Here is an 18,242-nt window from a genome sequence, read left to right as displayed (position 1 = left end):
CCATGGTGGATCCGGAGCTCCGCGCCGAGCTGCGCCTGGCCGTGCACCGACTGCGCAGGACCACCCGGCAACGGGTGTTCGCCCCGACGCTCCACGTCGGGGCGCTGTTCGGTGAGTCGATCACCTGGCCACTCGCCGAGATCGGCGCGATCCGACCCACCGACGCCGAGCCGGTCGATGTCGGGCTCGCCGGCGAGATCGTCGCGGCCCTGCTCAGCCGGGCCCTCCTCGTCGAGGACCGTCCGGCTGCCTGGCTGACCAGGGTCGGGTTCCCCGAGCCCCACGACCTGGATCTGGCCTGGCTGCCGGTGGCGAGCCGCGTGTTCACCGAGGCCGGGATCCGACCCCGCGGCCTGGTCGTGGTCACCAAGAACGGCTGGTACGAACCCTTGGGCGACGACCGGGCGACATGGGCCCGGTTGCGAGTGCGCACACCAGTGCCGTCCGCGCGGTGACGGGGGCTCAGGCCTCCCAGGTGTGCACCGGCTCGTTGGTGTGCATCAGCTCCCGATAGTCCACCAGGGTGTGCCGCAACGCCTCGGCACGATCCAGGTCGACCGCATGCCGGCGGAAGCGGCCGGCGAACCACTCCGCGCCGTTCGTCCCGAGCAGGCACCGCTGCTCGATGATGCCGAGGTAGCGGTCGATCTCCTCGGGCGAGGAACCCCAGTCAGTCAGACCCTCCCGAGCCATCGGCAGCAGGCGCCGCAGCACCAGCTCAGCGGCAGAGACCTGCCCGACGCCGGGCCAGTAGACCTGGGCCTCGATCCCCATCCGGGCCGCGACGTGGAAGTTCTCCTCGGCCGCACTGAACGACATCTGCGACCACAACGGTCGTTCGGCCAGGGCGAGGCTGCGCACGAGTCCGAAGTAGAACGCGGCGTTGGCCATGGTGTCGACAACCGTCGGCCCTGCCGCCAGCAACCGGTTCTCCACCCGGAGGTGGGGCACCCCGCCGGCGATGTCGTAGACCGGCCGGTTCCAGCGATAGATGGTGCCGTTGTGCAGCCGCAGCTCGGCGAGCTCGGGGGTGCCGCCCCCCTCGAGCACCTCCAGCGGGTCTTCGTCCTCGGTGACCGGCAGCAACGCCGGGAAGTAGCGAACGTTCTCCTCGAACAGGTCGAAGACCGAGTTCACCCACCGCTCACCGAACCACACGCGGGGCCGCACGCCCTGGGCCTTCAGCTCTTCGCTGCGGGTGTCGGTGGCCTGCTCGAACAAGGGGATGCGCGTCTCGCGCCACAGCTCCTTGCCCAGGAGGAACGGCGAGTTGGCGCCGACCGCGAGCTGCATCGCGGCAATCGCCTGCGAGGCATTCCAATAGGCAGCGAACTCGTCAGGCGTGGTCTGCACGTGCAGCTGCGTGCTGGTGCACGCTGCCTCGGGGACGATGGAGTCCGCGGTCGTGGTGAGCTGCTCGACACCATTGATGTCGATCACGATGTCTTCACCGCGCGCGGCCAGGATCTGGTCGCTGAGCAGCTGGTAGCGCGGGTTCCCGCTCAACGAGGAGGGGCCCATGTGCCCCTCGGCGAGCGTGGGCAGGATGCCGATCATCACCATGTGGGCGCCGACCGGCGACGACTTCGACTCGGCGTCGTTGAGGCTGACCCGCAGGTTCTCCTCGTACGCCGTGAGCCCACCGCCACGCAGGTGGCGCGGCGGCACGTTGATCTCCACGTTGAACTGCCCGAGCTCCGTCTGGAAGTCGGGGTCAGCGATCTCCGCGAGCGCCTCCGCGTTCTTCAGGGCCGGGTCGCCCGACTCGTCGACGAGGTTCAGCTCGATCTCGAGCCCGGTCATCGGGTCGTCTGTGTCGAAGCGTGCCTCACGCAGCATCCTGGCGAACACGTCGAGGCATCGGCGCACCTTCTCGCGGTGGCGCGTGCGGTCGGCCCGGGAGAACTCCTGTGCGACGACTTCTTCACCCATTGCAGCAGACTAGTTGCTCCGGCAACCCCCTCGGCGTGAATCGGCCCGCCAGCGTCGATCGAGTGCCGGCACGGTCCTCACCGTCCTCGGAGCAGGGCCGCGAGATCGGTCATCGGCTCCCAGGACGACGGGGGCACTGCCCGGTCGAGCGCGTCGCCGAGCAGCGTGGCCATCGAGTAGTCGGGATCGGCGAGCACAGCCCGGTCCACCGCACACCACGCCAGGGCACCGTGCCCGGCCAACCACGCGGCGAACCCCAGCAACGATGCCGGCGCGGCCTGCAGCTCGGCCGGCGTGCGCCGCAGCACCTCGCGCCACAGCTCGACGTGCTGCTCACTCGTCTCGCGCGACATCAGCCCCCAGGCCACGTCCCGCAGCGCGAGGTCGCGACACGCCACCAGCAGGCGGCCGATCTCACTGGTCGTGGGCGTGGTGCCGCCGGCCACATGGCCGGCGACCACGTCCTGGACCCACTGGGCCTCGATGGACCGACCGTCCGGGCTGCTGGCGCTCCAGGCCTCGACCGCCGCCGCCACGGCCTCGACGGCATCGAAGTCGGTGCCGACGAGGCTGTCGGCCAGCTCCTCACGGGAGTCGAGCGTCACGCGGCCCTCGACCACGCCCTGCACGGTGAACGGGTGGGTACGGTCGTCGAACTCGGTGCCGGCATCCGCACGCCGACGCCCTGACGGATGGCCCCGATCCATCAGGGACGACCACCTGCTGCCCGTGACGCGCAGCAGCTCGACCACCTCGATGCCTTCGGCGAGCAGCGCCAGGGCCATCAGCTCCAGGGCTTCGTCGCACGGCTCGGGATCGTCGCTGTAGCCGAGGACCACCACCCGTTCGACCCGATGTCGGCACGCCGGCTCGACCAACAGCTCCACCACCTCACCGAACTCGGCCGGGTCACGCGGCAGGTCCACCCGGGCATGGAACGACGGCCCGGAGGACCCGAAGGTGAGCATCACCAGTGACTGGTCGGGTCGGAACCCGAGGATGTAGGGCACCATCGCCAGGAGGTCTTCGGGGGTGCGTGCCCTCAGGGTCTTCGGAGCGTGCTGTGGAGTCGTCATGACAGACAGGTTCGACCTGTTCCGGCACCTGACCCGCGGACCAATGGGCACCCTGTGCAGGACGCGTGCGGGCGGGTGTCCCGTGCGCGAATACCGGTCCGGCGGCAGGTAGGTTTCCCGGCATGGAGGCGGAGTCATGAGGACGCAGGCATCGGTGCTGCACATCGACCTCGACGCGTTCTTCGCCGGCGTCGAGCAGCGTGACAAGCCGTCCCTGCGCGGCAAGCCGGTGATCGTCGGCGGCACCGGCGGCCGCGGTGTGGTGGCCACCGCCTCCTACGAAGCTCGTGCCTTCGGGGTGCACTCCGCCATGTCGACGCGTGAGGCACGCTCCCGCTGCCCGCACGCGGCGTTCCTGTCGGGACGCTTCCACGCCTACCGCGCGACCAGTGCCAAGGTCATGGCGGTGCTCCGTGAGGCATCGCCCCTGGTGGAGCCCCTCTCCATCGACGAGGCGTTCGTCGACCTGGCCGCGAGCGACCTGGCGTCGTACGACGTCTCCACGGTCACCGCGTTCGGTGAGGACCTGCGGCGCCGGGTGCACGAGGTCACCGGAGGGCTCACCGCCAGCGTCGGGATCGGCAGCTCGAAGTTCATCGCCAAGGTGGCCAGCGACCTCGAGAAGCCCGACGGCCTGTTCGTGGTCGCCCCCGGCACCGAGCAGGACCTGCTCCGTCCGATGAAGGTGACCGTGATCCCCGGAGTCGGGCCGGCCACCGCCGAGCGGCTGCGCCGAGCCGGCGTCCACACGGTCGCGGACCTGGAGGCGGTCAGCGAGGCGGAGCTCGTCCGGCTGGTCGGCAACGCCCACGGCCACAACCTGTGGCGCCTCGCCCGGGCGATCGACGACCGGAGCGTCGAGCCGTTGCGCGAGACCAAGTCGGTCAGTGTCGAGGGCACCTACGAGGACGACCTCACGGACAAGCGACTCATGGACGGGCTGCTCACCCGGCAGGGTGCCAACGTGGCCGCGCGGTTGCGCAAGGACGGCATGTCGGGTCGCACGGTCAGCATCAAGGTGCGGCTGCACGATTTCACGACGTTGAGCCGCTCGAGCACCCTGGCCTCCCCCACCGACTCGGCCCAGGTGATCGGCCGCACCGCGCGCTCGCTGCTCGCCGACCTCGACGTCTCCGGAGGCGTGCGCCTGCTGGGCGTCGGAGTCTCGGGGCTGGCCGACTGGGTGCAGGACGACCTGTTCGGCCCTGAACCTGACGACGCACCGGAGCCCGAGGTGGAGGTGCCGACGGCCCGCCAGCGCACGTGGGCCCCGGGCAGCGACGTACGCCACGACGAGATGGGAGCCGGCTGGGTGTGGGGGTCGGGAAGCGGCGTGGTGACGGTTCGCTTCGAGACCGCCGAGACCGCGCCCGGCCCGGTCCGCAGCTACCGCATGGACGACCCGGCGCTGCACGTCGTCACCCACGAGGAGCAGTGAGCGACGCCGTGGGCCCGGCAGTCGGCACTGGAGTCGCTGGCTAGAGTCACGGCCATGCAACCCCCCGTCGCTGCCCGCGTCCCCTCCGAGCACACGATCCACGGCCACACGGTCGTCGATGACTACGAGTGGCTCCGGGAGAAGGAGAACCCCGAGGTGATCGCCCACCTCGAGGCCGAGAATGCGTGGACGGAGGAGCGAACCGCCCATCTCGCCGACCTGCGCCAGTCACTCTTCGACGAGATCAAGGCGCGGACCCTGGAGACCGACCTCTCCGTGCCGTCGCGGATGCGCGGACACTGGTACTACTCCCGCTCCTACGAGGGCAAGGAGTACGGCGCCTCGTGCCGCATCCCGGTCACGGACCCGGACGACTGGACACCGCCGAAGCCCGCCGAGCACGCCAGCACCGACCAGCCGGCCCTGCCGGGCGAGGAGGTGCTGCTCGACCTCAACGAGCTCGCTGCCGGGCACGACTTCTTCTCCCTCGGTGGCTCCTCGGTCACCCCGGACGAGCACCTGCTCGCCTACGCCGTCGACGTGGTCGGCGACGAGCGCTTCACGATCCGGGTGCTCGACCTGCGCACCCGCGACCTGCTGCCGGACGAGATCACCGGGACCCTCGGGGGTGCGACGTGGGACCCCTCGGGAGAGTCGTTCTACTACAGCACCGTCGACGAGAGCTGGCGCGCCGACAAGATCTGGAAGCACCGGCTCGGCACGTCCCAGGCGGACGACGAGCTGATCTTCCACGAGACCGACGGTCGCTTCTGGGTCGGCGTCGGCAGGTCGCGCACCGACCGGTTCCTGATGATTGTCTCCGGGGCCAAGAACACCTCCGAGTTCCGGGTCCTCGACACCACCGTTCCCGACGGCCGGTTCGAGGTCTACTGCCCACGCGAGGAAGACGTGGAGTACGGCCTCGAGCATGCCGTGATCGCCGGGGAGGACGTCTTCCTGGTGCACCACAACGGGAACGGACCGAACTTCGAGCTGGCCACGGCTCCGGTGACGCCCACGTCGCGGGACCAGTGGCGACCGCTGATCCCCCACGACGCAGCCACCCGCATCGAGGACGTCGACGCGTTCGCCGAGCACCTCGTCGTGCACCAGCGCAGTGCCGGCCTCACCCAGCTGCGCATCCTCGAGCTCGACGAGGCGGGCGTTGCCGACGACTACCAGGTCAGCTTCGAGGACGAGGTCTACACCATCGGTTCCGGGGGCAACCCGGAGTTCCACCAGCCCGTCGTACGCGTCGGCTACACCACCATGGCGACGCCCTCGTCGATCTACAACTACGACGTGCGCACCCGCGAGCTGAGCCTCCTCAAGCAGGCGCCGGTGCAGGGCAACTACGACCCCGCGGCCTACGAGGAGCACCGGCTCTGGGCGAAGGCCGATGACGGCGCCGACGTGCCGATCTCCCTGGTCCTGCCGGCGGGTGCTCCGCGTGACGGGTCGGTGCCGATCCTGCTCTACGGGTACGGCGCCTACGAGATGTCGATCGACCCCTACTTCTCGATCGCCCGGCTCTGCATGCTCGAGCGCGGTGCCGGCTTCGCGATCGCGCACGTGCGCGGGGGCGGCGAGATGGGTCGCGCGTGGTACGACAACGGCAAGCTGATGCACAAGCAGAACACCTTCGGCGACTTCATCGCCTGCGCTCGACACCTGATCGACGACGGGTGGACCGGTGCCGACCGCCTGGTGGCCGAGGGGGGCAGCGCCGGAGGACTCCTGATCGGGGCCGTCGCCAACCAGGCACCGGAGCTCTTCGCCGGCCTCGTGGCCGAGGTGCCGTTCGTCGACGCGCTGACCTCCATGCTCGACGCCAGCCTTCCGCTGACCGTCGTGGAGTACGACGAGTGGGGCAACCCCGAGGCGGATCCGGACGTCTACGACTACATGCGCTCCTACGCGCCCTACGACAACGTGGCGGCGCAGGCCTATCCGCCGATCCTGGTCGAGACCTCCCTCAACGACACCCGTGTGCTCTACGTCGAGGCGGCCAAGTGGGTGGCCAGGCTGCGGGCCACCGCGACCGGGTGCACGACCGACCCGGGGAGCGAGCGCGGGGACTTCCTGCTGCGCACTGAGATGTCGGCCGGCCACGGTGGCGTCTCGGGCCGCTACAAGGCGTGGACCGACCGAGCGTTCACGCTGGCCTGGATCCTGGACCGGATGCACCTCGCAGGGGGCGCCGACACTCGCTGACCCGTCGCACGCCGAGGGAGTGGCACGTGGTTCCTGTGAGGTTCCCCGTTCCCCTGAGAAGTCCCTGAGAAGTGCTGGATCAGGCAACTTCGGGTACCTCCCGCACGTCTATCTGTATGTAACCCCGAGCAGCCCGCCCCGGCGGGAATCTCCCCGGCCCGGGGCTTGTTGGAACAGATGTGTGGGGCTGACTCCCAGCGGCACCACCGACGAAGGAGGGCGTGTGATGGCCAGCAGGACTGCAATGCGTGAGATCGAGGGCCGCGACAGCGTCGGGCTCTACCTCGACGAGATCGCGCGCAACCCGCTGCTCGACGCGGCAACCGAGGTCGAGCTCTCCAAGACGATCGAGGCCGGCCTGATGGCCGAGCACCTGCTCGCCGAGGGCCGGGTCGGTCGACGCAAGGGCGGCGCCCCCAAGAGTGCCAACGAGGAAGAGCTCGAGTGGCTCGCGGAGGAGGGGCGCAAGGCGGTCCGGACCTTCATCAACGCCAACCTGCGGCTGGTCGTCTCCATCGCTCGCAAGTACGGCCGCGCCCAGATGCCCATGCTCGACCTGATCCAGGAGGGCAACACCGGCCTGATCCGTGCGGTCGAGAAGTTCGACTACGCCAAGGGCTACAAGTTCTCCACCTATGCGACGTGGTGGGTCCGCCAGGCGATCACCCGCGGCATCGCCCAGCAGGCACGCGTCGTACGCCTCCCGGTGCACGTCGTCGAGGAGCTCAACCAGGTCGGCAGCGCCCGCCGCACCCTGGAGCGCCAGCTCGGCCGCGACCCGGAGCCCGAGGAGATCGCCACCGAGCTCGACATGAGCCTCGACCGTGTCCTCGACCTGATCCGTTGGGGTCGGGACCACGTCAGCCTCGACACCCCGGTCGACGAGGACGGCGACACCTCGCTCGGTGACCTGATGGCCCAGGAGACCACCCCCAGCCCGGACCTCGAGGTGCTCGACACCGAGAGCCGCGACCGGCTCAACGCGTTGGTGGGTCAGCTCGACGAGCGTGCCGCCGACATCATCCGGAGCCGCTACGGGCTCGTGGACGGCCGCCAGCACAAGCTGGCCGACATCGGCTCCAAGCACGGCATCTCCGCCGAGCGGGTGCGTCAGCTCGAGCGCGAGGCGTTGCAGAAGCTGCGCACCTTCGCCGACCCCGATCTCGCCGCCTGACCCACGACCGGGCGCTGACCTTCAGCCGACCAGCTCCGCGAGGACCTCTGCCACCCGATGGCGGAGGTCCTCGTGCGTTCCGGTGTTGTCGATGACGTGCGTGGCGATCGCCAGCCGCTCCTGCGGCGAGGCCTGGGCCGCGATCCGGGACCTGGCCTCCGCCTCGGTCCAGCCTCGGTCGCGCACCATCCGCTCGACCTGCACGTCTTCGGGGACGTGCACCACCAGCACGGCGTCGAAGGTGTCCGCGCGACCGCTCTCGGCGAGCAGGGGGATGTCGTGCACCACCACGTCGTCCGGCCCGGCTGCAGCCTCGAGCTCGACGGTGCGCTCGAAGACCAACGGGTGGATGATCGCCTCGAGTCGTCGCCGTGCCGGTTCGTCGTTGAAGACCAGGGCGCCCATGGCAGGACGGTCGAGGTCGCCGTCCGCCGTGAGCAGGGTGTCCCCGAACTCCGCGACGACCGCCGCCAGCCCCGGCGTCCCCTTCGCGACCACCTCGCGCGCGAGCGCGTCGGCGTCGATGATCATCGCGCCCTGCTCGGCCAGCAGTGCGGACACCGTGCTCTTGCCCGAGGCTATGCCTCCGGTCAGCCCGACCTTCATGCCAGGAACCTTCCCACGCGGGTGATGCTCTCGGCTGTTCACCCTAGTGGTCCGCCGGAGAGCCGGTCCTCGTGACTACCGGGTGTCGACCAGCAGACGGAGGATCCGGTCGAGCTCCTCGCGGTCACGTGCGGTCAGGCCACCGAGGAACTCGTCGGCCGCGACCGCCCGGGCCTCGTCGATGCGGGCACACATCAGCACTCCGGCATCGGTCACCGTCACACACGTGGCCCGACGATCGGTGGGGTCGGGAGTCCGTTGCGCCAGGCCCCGCGACTCCAACGCGTCGATCACCTCCGTCGCCGAGCGCGGCGCCATCCGGAGTCTCTCCGCAATGACGGACAACCTCGGACCTTCGAGCTCGTGGACCAGGCGCAGGGCGCGAGCCTGCCCGGGGGCGATGTCCCACTCGGCCATCGCCGCGCCGTATCGACGACGCAGTGCACGCGCCACCGCCTGGAGGAGGTCACCGGTGTCGTCAGCCATGGTCACAGCCTAGAGGATTGAAGCCATCCCTCATAGTGAGGTACCCTCATCATATGAATTGACCCCACAGGAAGGGGCACCACATGGATACCCCCACACTCTCCGACTCGCCTCGCGGAAGGGGTGGCCGCGCCACCCGCCCCGACCCGGCCGACCGCCGCCAGCTCGAGCACTCCCCCGTCTCGCTCGGCCGCGTCGCCCGGCTCTTCACTCCCCACCGTGGCCGGCTCGTCGTCATCGTGGCCCTGATCATGGCCAGCTCGCTGGTCGGTCTGGCCCAACCGTTCCTCGTGCGTCACGCCATCGATGTGGCACTCCCCCGCCAGGACCTGCAGCTGCTGCTGTGGCTCGTCGGCGGGATGATCGCGGTCGCGGTGACCAGCGCGGCGATCGGCGTCGTCCAGACGTGGATGTCGACCGCGGTCGGCCAGCAGGTCATGCACCGGCTGCGCACCGAGCTCTTCGCCCATCTCCAGCGCCAGTCGGTGGGGTTCTTCACGCGCACCCGTGGCGGCGAGGTCCAGTCACGGCTGACCCACGACATCAGCGGCATGCAGTCGGTGGTCACCTCGACGGCGACCTCCATCGCCGCCAACGTCACCGTGGTCATCGGCACCGCGGCCGCCATGGCGGCCCTGAGCTGGCGCCTCGCCCTGCTCTCCCTCGTCGTGCTGCCACCGGCGGTCTGGCTGACCCGCCAGGTCGCGAAGATGCGCCACACCATCACCGCGCAGCGGCAACGCCGCCTGGCCGATCTCCACGTGCAGGTCGAGGAGGGCCTCTCCGTCAGCGGCGTGCTGCTCAGCAAGACACTCGGTGCGGCCCCCGCGATGACGCGTCGGTTCGAGGAGACCTCCACCGACCTGGTCGGCCTCGAGATCCGCTCCCGCCTGGCCGGCCGTTGGAGGATGGCCACGATGAGCGTCATCTTCGCGACCATCCCCGCAGTGATCTACCTCGCTGCCGGGCTCCCGGCCACCTCGGGTGGCATGACGATCGGCACCCTGGTCGCCTTCACCGCCCTGCAGGGGACCCTGTTCCGCCCGTTGATGGCCCTGCTCAACGTCGGTGTCGACATCACCGCCTCCCTCGCGCTGTTCAGCCGGATCTTCGAGTACCAGGACCTGCCCGTCGAGATCGACGACCCCGCGCAACCGGCCGACCTCACGGCGTACGACGTCCGCGGCGACGTGCACTTCTCCCAGGTCGGGTTCTCGTACGACGACTCGGGGCCAGTGCTCGACGGCATCGACCTGCACGTTCCTGCTGGCACCACGCTGGCACTGGTCGGGGAGACCGGCAGCGGCAAGAGCACGCTCGCGTCACTCGTGGCACGCCTGCACGACCCCACCACTGGTCGCGTCACCATCGACGGCACCGATCTCCGTGACCTGCGACTGGACGACCTGGCCGAGGTCGTCGGCGTGGTCACCCAGGAGACCTACCTCCTGCACGCTTCCGTGAAGGAGAACCTGCTGCACGCCCAGCCCGATGCCACCGACGAGCAGATGGAGGAGGCCTGCCGGGCTGCCCGCATCCACCACGTGATCGCCGACCTGCCACAGGGCTACGACACGGTCGTCGGCGCACGGGGACACCGGTTCTCCGGCGGCGAGAAGCAACGTCTCGCGATCGCCCGCACGCTGCTGCGCGACCCGCGCGTCCTCGTGCTCGACGAAGCAACCAGCGCGCTCGACAACGAGACCGAGCGGGCCGTCCAGGTCGCCCTCGACGAGGTGAGCCGCGGACGCACCACCATCACCATCGCGCACCGGCTCTCGACGATCCGCGATGCCGACCAGATCGCCGTCCTCGACCGGGGTCGCGTGGTCGAGCTCGGCACCCATGACGAGCTGCTGCTGGCCGGCGGACGGTACGCCGCCCTGGTGCGCGGCGCCCCAGCGGTACCCCCCGTGGCCGCCTGACCCGCGCCACGGGTCCCGGTCCCAGGTGCGGCGCCTCTCCGGATCTGGGGGACTGCAGCGCCGGGGCGGACGGCATCGACGATTCCGCGGACACAGGACCGGGAGCGTCCTACGGTGCTCCCATGAAGCTCCTCCTCGTGGCCCTGCTGCTGCTTCCGACGGCAGCGGTCGCGAACCCCGCGGCCTCCGCAGCCTCCACCTCCCCCGCGGCTGCAGATGCACCCACGCACTCGCTCACGATCTCCGGCACCGGCGTGGCGACGTACCCGGCGTTCACGCCGAGCACCAAGCGCTACGGGATCACCACCACGGATGCCAGCACCGGCACCGTGCACGTGGCGGCGAGCACGACGGATGCAGCAGGAACCGTCCTCATCAACGGTCGCATCGCACCGGACGGCGAGCGCAGCGTCAGTGGACTGGAGCCCAGCGACGAGGTGTCGGTGATCATCAGCGACTCCACGGGCACGACCGCCTACTCGGCGATCTACCTTCCGGCCGGCCTCCACGCGTTGACGAGCACCGGCGAGCAGACCGGCCCACAGGAGCACACCCTGCTCACGCTCGGCCTGTGGAGCGGCAGCACGCCGTTCTACGAGGTGGCCGTGGATGCCCACGGCGTGCCCGCAACGGTGCACGAGGAGAGCACCTCATCCATGGACTTCAAGCGCCAGCCGAACGGCCAGCTGTCCGTGTCGCGGCACTCCGGCGCGGGTCCGGATCGTGACGGAAGTGCTGTCGTGACGCTGGGCGACGACTTGGCCGCGCAGGACTCCTACGAGACCACCGGGTTGACCAACACCGATGGCCACGACTCGATCCTGTTGGGCGACGGGAGCCGCTACTTCGTGGCCTACGAGCCCAACGAGGAGACCGGACTGACTGATGCCGTGATCCAGCACGTCGATGCCTCGGGGGCTGTTCTCTTCGAGTGGAGCGCCCAGGACCACCTGGACCCGGTCACCGAGACCGTCATCGCGGAGGGCAATCCCGACTACGCGCACATCAACTCGATCCAGATCATGGACGACGGCGACATCCTCGCCTCCTTCCGTCACTTCAGCTCGGTCCTCAAGATCGCGCGGCACCCGCACGGCGCCTTCGCCGAGGGAGACATCGTGTGGCGCTTCGGCGGCCGGTTCAGTGACTTCACCTTCCCGGACGACCCGCACGGCGGCCCCTGTGCACAGCACACCGCGAGCGAGCTCGACAACGGGAACCTGCTGATGTTCGACAACGGCTCGTGGAGCTGGAACGGCGCGCACCCCCTGTGCATCAACCCGGCCGATCGCACCGGAGCAACGATCCCGCGGCTCCCCACCCGGATCACGGAGTACTCGATCGACCCGGTGAGCGGAGAGGCCCACCTGGTCTGGGAGTACACCGACGTCGATCGCTTCGCCATCTTCGCCGGCTCTGCCGAGCGGCTCCCGAACGGCAACACCCTCGTCGGATGGGCTTCCTCCAGGGACGCCGTGGTGAGCGAGATCAACCCGGACGGAGAGATCGCCTGGGAGCTGAAGGATCCGAGCCCGTCCGAGCAGCGCCAGTTCACCTACCGGGCCGATCGCACCCGGGTCGAGGACCACGTCGCGCCGGAGGTCACCCTCCCCGTGGCGGACGGGGCGGTGTACGACCGCGACGAGGTCGTGCGGCCGGCCTACTCGTGCACCGACCGCGGCGGCTCGAGCCTCCAGTCGTGCACCACCACGGGCATGGCGGCCGACCGGCTCGACACGTCCACACCCGGCGACCACACCGTCTCCGTGTCCGCGACCGACGCAGCGGGGAACAGCGTCACCCTCACCAAGGCCTACACCGTCGGTGTGCTCCACCGCCCCGACGCCACCATCCGCAGGTCGGGCTCCAAGCGGTTCGCCGGCGGCGACATCTACGGTCCGTCGAAGCCGGACCAGATCGTGACCTACAAGATCACGAAGTCGAAGCGCTCCCGGATCGTGCGTGTTCGGATCGGCAACGACGGCAACGTCACCGAACGCTTCTCGATCAAGGGCACCCGGGGAAGCCGCACGTTCCGGATGAGGTACCTCGCTCAGGGCAGGTCCGTCACCCGCAGGGTCGTCGCGGGGACGTTCCGCACCCCGGCCGTCCGTCCCGGGGAGCACTGGGTCCTGAAGCTCAAGGTGACCCGCACGGCCACGGCACGCAACGGAGACCTCAAGCGATTCACGATCACGGCCGCTTCGCCCGGCGGACGTCCCAAGGACGCGGTGGCGCTCCGCGCCAGGGCCAGGTAGAGCGGCACCGGCACGGCGCTCGTACCGGCAGCCACGTCAAGGACTCGGTGTCGGCTGTGGCTGCTCCCTCGCCGGCCCGTCGGTCTCACGGACCAGAGCCACGATGCTCACCCCCACTTGGGCAACCTTGGACTCCTCGCTCAGCACGTGCACCTCGCCGTCCTTCAACGCGAACATGAGCACGGTCTCCTCGCCGTACCTGCCCCGGAAGTCGTCGAGCGTGAACTCCTTGGTCAGCCGGGTCCGCTTGACGGTCATGCCACTGGCCACCAGCTCGTCCATCTCCTCGTGGGAGCGTGGCGGTTGGAAGACGGACCGGGCCGTGAGGTGGGAGGCCGCCTTGCGTCGCTGGTCCTTGGTCCGGTCCTCCTCATCAGTACGCCGGAGCTGGTAGACGTTGGCACGACCCAGGACATGGGCGAACTCGCGTGCGGCGGTGGCGTTCACGTCGTCGCCATCCGTGCACGCGATCAGGCTCCCGATGCCCGCCAGGTCCATGTCCTTGACCGCGTAGTCGCTCAGGATGTTCGCAGTCTCGGTGGTCAACCCCGCCATCCGCGCCCTGTGCAGCTTGGAGAACTCGCGGGACACCATGATCGTGCTTACCTTCGACTCCTCGAGGATCTTCGCTGCGTCGACGACCCACTGCTGCCCACCGACGAAGATGATCCCCTGGGGCGACGTGCTGGCCAGGCCCAGGCGCTCCGCGAGGCGTCCGACGCCGAGCCCGTAGATCGCCACCGTGCAGACGATGACGATGAACACCAGGGGCACCATGTCGCTGGCCTGGTCAGCCAGGCTGGCCAGGTCGTGCGAGCGGGCCAGCAGATCGTCCGCGCGAGCGCCGCTCGCCCGCTCCGCCTCCGCGTGCGCCAGCTCGGCCGAGTGTGCGAACTCGAGCGCGAAGATGCTGGTCACCGCTGCCGCCACGATGCCACGCGGAGCCATGAACGCGAGCAGCTTCCTCTCGTCGCGGGTGACCTTGGTCCCGATCAACCCGAGCGTGACGCTCAGCGGACGCACCACCACGACCAGCAGGGCCAGGAAGATCAGCGCCTGGGGGGCGACGTCGACCACCTGCTGCGGGCTGATCCGGCCGGCGAGCACGATGAACAGCGCTCCCACGAAGAGGATCTGCAGGTTCTCCTTGAACGCCGCAATGTGCTCGAGGTGCAGGTCCGGGCGGTTGCCGAGATAGACACCGAGCACGGTCACGGTCAACAGGCCGCTCTCCGGCTGCAGCGCGTCGGAGACCACCAGGGATCCGATGGCCGCGCCGAGGAAGGTCACGCCGTGCAGGAAGTCAGGGATCGCGTGACGCCGCATCAGCCGCTCGAGGACCCACCCCAGCGCCAGCGCAATGCCGAAGGCGATCAACAGTGTCTTCAGCAGGGTGCCGAGCAGCTGGGGCACGGCGTCACCGCCACCGCCGGCCAGCACGCCCTGGAAGACCAGCACCGCAAGCACGGCACCGATCGGGTCGACCACGATCCCCTCCCAGCGCAACAGCGACGACACCCGCCGCGTCGGTCGCAGTGAGCGCAGGATCGGGCTGATCACGGTCGGGCCCGTGACGACCAGGATCGCCCCGACCAACAGGGCCACCTCGACGTCGAAACCGATCAGGAGTGCCGCAGCCGTGATCAGCGCCCAGGCCACCACCACGGTCACCGAACAGAGCCGGATCACGGGCCTTCCGAGGTCCTGGACGTGCTTGAGCCGCAACGACAGCGCTCCCTCGAACAAGATGATGCCGACGGCCAGGGTGACGCCGCCGAACAGCACGTCCCGGCCGAGCACCGTCTCGGGGCTCACGAGCCGGCCCAGGCCGAAGCCGGTCAGCAGCAGCAGCAGGATCGAGGGCAGCTTGATCTGCCAGGCCGCCCACTGGGCTGCCACGGCGAGCACGACGACCAGCGCCAGGTACGACGCGGGCGAGAGGCTGCCGATGGTCGTCAAGAACGAGTCCCAGGTGTCAGTCACGGGGAACACCTTGCCTCAATCCAGTTCCCGGGCGCGCACGCGAGGCACCTGATCACCCTGCGAGGATGAACACATGGCACCCAGGCGCCCGGAGGAGTACCACTTCCTCGAGGTCCTCCCCCCACCCTGACCGGCAAGGTCCACCGTCTCGACCTGGCCGCTGGCCTCAAGCGGTCGCCGAGTTGAAGACCCGTCGGTACTGCTGTGGATTGACTCCGCGCGAGCGGATGAAGTGGTGGCGCAGCGTGGCGGCGTTCCCGAAGCCCACCTCGGCCGCGATCCAGTCGACGGGGTGGTCGGTCTGCTCGAGCAGCTCCTCGGCCGCGACCACGCGCTGCGCGGTCACCCACGCGTGTGGGGTCGTGCCGGTCTCGTCGCGGAAGCGGCGCGCGAAGGTGCGCGGAGACATGTGACTGTGCCTGGCCAACGCCTCGACTCCCAGGTCCTCGGCCAGGTTCTCCAGGATCCAGGTCAGCAGTGGCCCCAGCGTCTCGGCAGCACAGTCCGGCACGGCCCGGGCGATGAACTGCGCCTGTCCGCCGTCACGGTGCGGCGGGACCACCATGCGGCGGGCAGCACTGGCCGCCACCTTGGCTCCGAACTGCTGGCGCATCAGGTGCAGCGCAGCGTCGAGGCCAGCCGCTGACCCTGCCCCGGTGACGATGTTCCCGTCCTGGACGTAGAGCACGTCCGGGTCGACATCAGCCTCGGGGAACTTCGCGACCAGCTCGGGGACGTGACGCCAGTGAGTCGTGCACCGCCTTCCGTCGAGCAGACCCGCCTCACCCAGCACGAACGCGGCGGTGCAGTGCGCGAAGATGAAGGCGCCGCGGGCGTGGGCCCGACTGATCAGGTCGGCCACCTCGGGCGACGGCGCCAGGAAGTCTCGTCGAGGGGCGACACAGATGAGGTCCGCGTCCTCGGCCACCTCGAGGCCCTCGTCGACGTGGAGGTCGAACCCCGAGGCTCCCGACACCCGGCCCGGGCGCGGGGTGACGACGTGGAAGTCGAAGACAGGATTGTCGTCCTCGGGATGGTAGGGCTCAGCCCACACCTCGCACATCGCGCCGAGACCGAACGGCTCGGCACCTTCCTGGACGACCACGACAACCTTGTGCACGCATCCACTGTGCACCCCAAGTGGCAGGAAATCAAGCAAACATGGCATCACTGCCACTCGTGGCAGGATCTTTCACGGAGAAGAATATCTGCCATGAACATCACCTTCGCACTCATCCTGGCCCTGGCCACACTCGGATACCTCGCCTACCTGGCGGCACTCATCCACAATGACGGGTTCGGCCACCGGGCCCCGAGGAACCCGCCCCGCAGCCACCACGCCGATGCCTTCGAGCGTCACGCCTTTCTGTCCTGAGCAACGGGGCCGACGCTCCAGGTCCACCCACAACGGCCGACGGGCCCGGACACCAGCTGGTGTCCGGGCCCGTCGGGCGTGTCCTGCACTCAGGCGCTCAGCGCCTGAGCTGATGCGTGGTGCTCAGGCACCGCCGCCGGTGAGCTTCTCGCGAAGCGCCTGGAGCGCCTCGTCGGAAGCCAGCGAGCCGCCAGTCTCGGCCGCCTCGGGGGCAGCGGACGATGAGGACGTCTCGGTGCCGCCGGAGGAGTACGACGTGGCCTCGCCAGCCTCGGCCTCGGCGACCTTGGCGTCGGCCTGCTGCTTGACGTGGGCCTCCCAGCGGGCGTGAGCCTTGGCGTACTGCTCTTCCCACTTCGCGCGCTGCTCGTCGAAGCCGTCGAGCCACTCGCCCGTCTCCGGGTCGAAGCCCTCGGGGTAGATGTAGTTGCCCTGCTCGTCGTAGGTGGCTTCCATGCCGTAGAGCGTCGGGTCGAACTCTTCGGCCTCGGAGGCCGTCGCGGTCTCGTTGGCCTGCTTGAGGGACAGCGAGATGCGGCGACGCTCGAGGTCGATGTCGATGATCTTGACCATGACGTCGTCGTTGACCTGGACGACCTGCTCGGGGATCTCCACGTGGCGCTCGGCCAGCTCGGAGATGTGGACCAGGCCCTCGATGCCCTCTTCGACGCGGACGAAGGAACCGAACGGAACCAGCTTGGTGACCTTGCCGGGCACGATCTGGCCGATCTGGTGGGTCCGGGCGAAGTGCTGCCACGGGTCTTCCTGCGTGGCCTTGAGCGACAGGGAGACGCGCTCGCGGTCCATGTCCACGTCGAGCACCTCGACGGTGACCTCGTCGCCCACGGTGACGACCTCGGACGGGTGGTCGATGTGCTTCCAGGACAGCTCGGACACGTGGACCAGTCCATCGACGCCGCCGAGGTCCACGAACGCACCGAAGTTGACGATCGAGGAGACGACGCCCTTGCGGATCTGACCCTTCTGCAGCTGCGTCAGGAAGCCCTGGCGCACCTCGGACTGGGTCTGCTCGAGCCACGCACGACGCGACAGGACCACGTTGTTGCGGTTCTTGTCGAGCTCGATGATCTTGGCCTCGAGGGTCTGGCCGACATAGGGCTGCAGGTCGCGGACGCGACGCATCTCGACGAGCGAGGCGGGCAGGAAGCCGCGCAGGCCGATGTCGAGGATGAGTCCACCCTTGACGACCTCGATGACGGTGCCTTCGACGACGCCGTCCTCTTCCTTGACCTGCTCGATGGTGCCCCAGGCACGTTCGTACTGGGCGCGCTTCTTGGACAGGATCAGGCGGCCTTCCTTGTCCTCCTTCTGGAGGACCAGGGCCTCGACCTCATCGCCGACGGCGACGACCTCGGACGGGTCGACATCGTGCTTGATGGAAAGCTCACGGGAGGGAATGACACCCTCGGTCTTGTAGCCGATGTCGAGCAGGACCTCGTCGCGGTCCACCTTGACGATGGTGCCGGCGACGATGTCTCCGTCGTTGAAGTACTTGATGGTCGCGTCGATGGCCGCGAGGAAGTCCTCTTCGGAACCGATGTCGTTGACCGCAACCTGGGGCGCGTCCCCAGCGGGATCGAAACTGTCGGGAAGAGTGGAGATGGTGCTCGTCATAAGGGAAGTGATTCCTTGGATGGATGGGGTCGTGCGGGCACGCGACAGGTCCGTCTTCACTACCGATCAAGCACGGCCCACGGCCACCCTGCACATTCCGGGCGGCCCGTCGGCCTGATAGCGAGCCAAGGTCCACTCCG

At 69.1% G+C, this 18,242-nt stretch carries 14 protein-coding genes; 7 read left to right on the top strand and 7 right to left on the bottom strand.

From position 1 onward, the window contains the following. The first annotated feature begins 2 nt into the window (after positions 1–2). Positions 3–455 carry a hypothetical protein gene (locus ncot_RS07325; protein WP_168617015.1) on the top strand — a complete coding sequence of 151 codons (453 nt, stop codon included), beginning with the start codon at positions 3–5 and terminating at the stop codon, positions 453–455. Positions 456–462: 7 nt separating this feature from the next. Here the strand turns inward: ncot_RS07325 and ncot_RS07320 are convergent, their stop codons facing one another. Both ncot_RS07320 and ncot_RS07315 read right to left on the bottom strand, forming a co-directional pair. Next, on the bottom strand, positions 463–1,932 hold the full coding sequence (locus ncot_RS07320) for a glutamate-cysteine ligase family protein (protein WP_168617014.1): 1,470 nt from the start codon (positions 1,930–1,932) through the stop codon (positions 463–465). A 77-nt stretch (positions 1,933–2,009) separates the two neighbouring features. Next, on the bottom strand, positions 2,010–3,008 hold the full coding sequence (locus ncot_RS07315) for a DUF4192 domain-containing protein (RefSeq protein WP_168617013.1): 999 nt from the start codon (positions 3,006–3,008) through the stop codon (positions 2,010–2,012). A 136-nt stretch (positions 3,009–3,144) separates the two neighbouring features. Between ncot_RS07315 and ncot_RS07310 the strand changes: the two genes are divergently transcribed. The 3 genes from ncot_RS07310 to ncot_RS07300 all read left to right on the top strand — a co-directional run bounded on the left by ncot_RS07310 (position 3,145) and on the right by ncot_RS07300 (position 7,834). Beyond that, entirely contained in the window at positions 3,145–4,446 is a 1,302-nt protein-coding gene (locus ncot_RS07310; RefSeq protein ID WP_168617012.1) for a DNA polymerase IV, read from the top strand. A gap of 54 nt (positions 4,447–4,500) precedes the next feature. Next, positions 4,501–6,660 (top strand): S9 family peptidase, encoded by a 2,160-nt coding sequence (locus tag ncot_RS07305; RefSeq protein ID WP_168617011.1) that lies wholly within the window; start codon positions 4,501–4,503, stop codon positions 6,658–6,660. Positions 6,661–6,886: 226 nt separating this feature from the next. Beyond that, positions 6,887–7,834: a sigma-70 family RNA polymerase sigma factor gene (locus ncot_RS07300; RefSeq protein WP_168617010.1), complete on the top strand. Its 948-nt coding sequence runs from the start codon at positions 6,887–6,889 to the stop codon at positions 7,832–7,834. A 21-nt stretch (positions 7,835–7,855) separates the two neighbouring features. On the opposite strand, the gene coaE is transcribed toward ncot_RS07300, so the two are convergent. Both coaE and ncot_RS07290 read right to left on the bottom strand, forming a co-directional pair. Further along, positions 7,856–8,440, bottom strand: a complete 585-nt coding sequence (gene coaE / locus ncot_RS07295; protein ID WP_168617009.1) for a dephospho-CoA kinase — start codon at positions 8,438–8,440, stop codon at positions 7,856–7,858. Between the two features lie 75 nt (positions 8,441–8,515). Further along, positions 8,516–8,926, bottom strand: a complete 411-nt coding sequence (locus ncot_RS07290; RefSeq protein ID WP_168617008.1) for a MarR family transcriptional regulator — start codon at positions 8,924–8,926, stop codon at positions 8,516–8,518. A gap of 83 nt (positions 8,927–9,009) precedes the next feature. Here ncot_RS07290 and ncot_RS07285 point away from each other — a divergent pair, with 83 nt between their 5' ends. After that, a complete protein-coding gene (locus ncot_RS07285) occupies positions 9,010–10,851 on the top strand; it encodes an ABC transporter ATP-binding protein (RefSeq protein ID WP_168617007.1) in 1,842 nt (613 codons plus the stop codon). A 122-nt stretch (positions 10,852–10,973) separates the two neighbouring features. Further along, on the top strand, positions 10,974–13,109 hold the full coding sequence (locus tag ncot_RS07280) for an aryl-sulfate sulfotransferase (RefSeq protein ID WP_168617006.1): 2,136 nt from the start codon (positions 10,974–10,976) through the stop codon (positions 13,107–13,109). Positions 13,110–13,145: 36 nt separating this feature from the next. Here the strand turns inward: ncot_RS07280 and ncot_RS07275 are convergent, their stop codons facing one another. Then, positions 13,146–15,092, bottom strand: a complete 1,947-nt coding sequence (locus tag ncot_RS07275; RefSeq protein ID WP_206065198.1) for a sodium:proton antiporter — start codon at positions 15,090–15,092, stop codon at positions 13,146–13,148. Between the two features lie 166 nt (positions 15,093–15,258). After that, positions 15,259–16,212, bottom strand: a complete 954-nt coding sequence (locus ncot_RS07270; RefSeq protein ID WP_206065196.1) for a helix-turn-helix domain-containing protein — start codon at positions 16,210–16,212, stop codon at positions 15,259–15,261. 93 nt (positions 16,213–16,305) lie between these two features. Here ncot_RS07270 and ncot_RS07265 point away from each other — a divergent pair, with 93 nt between their 5' ends. Beyond that, a complete protein-coding gene (locus tag ncot_RS07265) occupies positions 16,306–16,467 on the top strand; it encodes a hypothetical protein (protein WP_168617004.1) in 162 nt (53 codons plus the stop codon). Between the two features lie 123 nt (positions 16,468–16,590). Here the strand turns inward: ncot_RS07265 and rpsA are convergent, their stop codons facing one another. Further along, positions 16,591–18,102: a 30S ribosomal protein S1 gene (gene rpsA, locus ncot_RS07260; protein ID WP_168617003.1), complete on the bottom strand. Its 1,512-nt coding sequence runs from the start codon at positions 18,100–18,102 to the stop codon at positions 16,591–16,593. Positions 18,103–18,242 lie beyond the last annotated feature (140 nt).

Source organism: Nocardioides sp. JQ2195 (assembly GCF_012272695.1).
In the GTDB taxonomy this organism is placed as follows: Bacteria; Actinomycetota; Actinomycetes; order Propionibacteriales; family Nocardioidaceae; genus Nocardioides.
This window is presented reverse-complemented; position numbering and strand designations above follow the sequence as displayed.

Excerpts from the sequence above, each read along its gene's own strand:
- ncot_RS07310 (WP_168617012.1), top strand. The coding sequence starts at position 3,145 with ATGAGGACGCAGGCATCGGTGCTGCACATCGACCTCGACGCGTTCTTC.
- ncot_RS07285 (WP_168617007.1), top strand. The coding sequence starts at position 9,010 with ATGGATACCCCCACACTCTCCGACTCGCCTCGCGGAAGGGGTGGCCGC.
- ncot_RS07315 (WP_168617013.1), bottom strand. The coding sequence starts at position 3,008 with ATGACGACTCCACAGCACGCTCCGAAGACCCTGAGGGCACGCACCCCC.
- ncot_RS07320 (WP_168617014.1), bottom strand. The coding sequence starts at position 1,932 with ATGGGTGAAGAAGTCGTCGCACAGGAGTTCTCCCGGGCCGACCGCACG.
- coaE (WP_168617009.1), bottom strand. The coding sequence starts at position 8,440 with ATGAAGGTCGGGCTGACCGGAGGCATAGCCTCGGGCAAGAGCACGGTG.
- ncot_RS07280 (WP_168617006.1), top strand. The coding sequence starts at position 10,974 with ATGAAGCTCCTCCTCGTGGCCCTGCTGCTGCTTCCGACGGCAGCGGTC.
- ncot_RS07305 (WP_168617011.1), top strand. The coding sequence starts at position 4,501 with ATGCAACCCCCCGTCGCTGCCCGCGTCCCCTCCGAGCACACGATCCAC.
- ncot_RS07325 (WP_168617015.1), top strand. The coding sequence starts at position 3 with ATGGTGGATCCGGAGCTCCGCGCCGAGCTGCGCCTGGCCGTGCACCGA.
- rpsA (WP_168617003.1), bottom strand. The coding sequence starts at position 18,102 with ATGACGAGCACCATCTCCACTCTTCCCGACAGTTTCGATCCCGCTGGG.
- ncot_RS07290 (WP_168617008.1), bottom strand. The coding sequence starts at position 8,926 with ATGGCTGACGACACCGGTGACCTCCTCCAGGCGGTGGCGCGTGCACTG.
- ncot_RS07300 (WP_168617010.1), top strand. The coding sequence starts at position 6,887 with ATGGCCAGCAGGACTGCAATGCGTGAGATCGAGGGCCGCGACAGCGTC.
- ncot_RS07265 (WP_168617004.1), top strand. The coding sequence starts at position 16,306 with ATGAACATCACCTTCGCACTCATCCTGGCCCTGGCCACACTCGGATAC.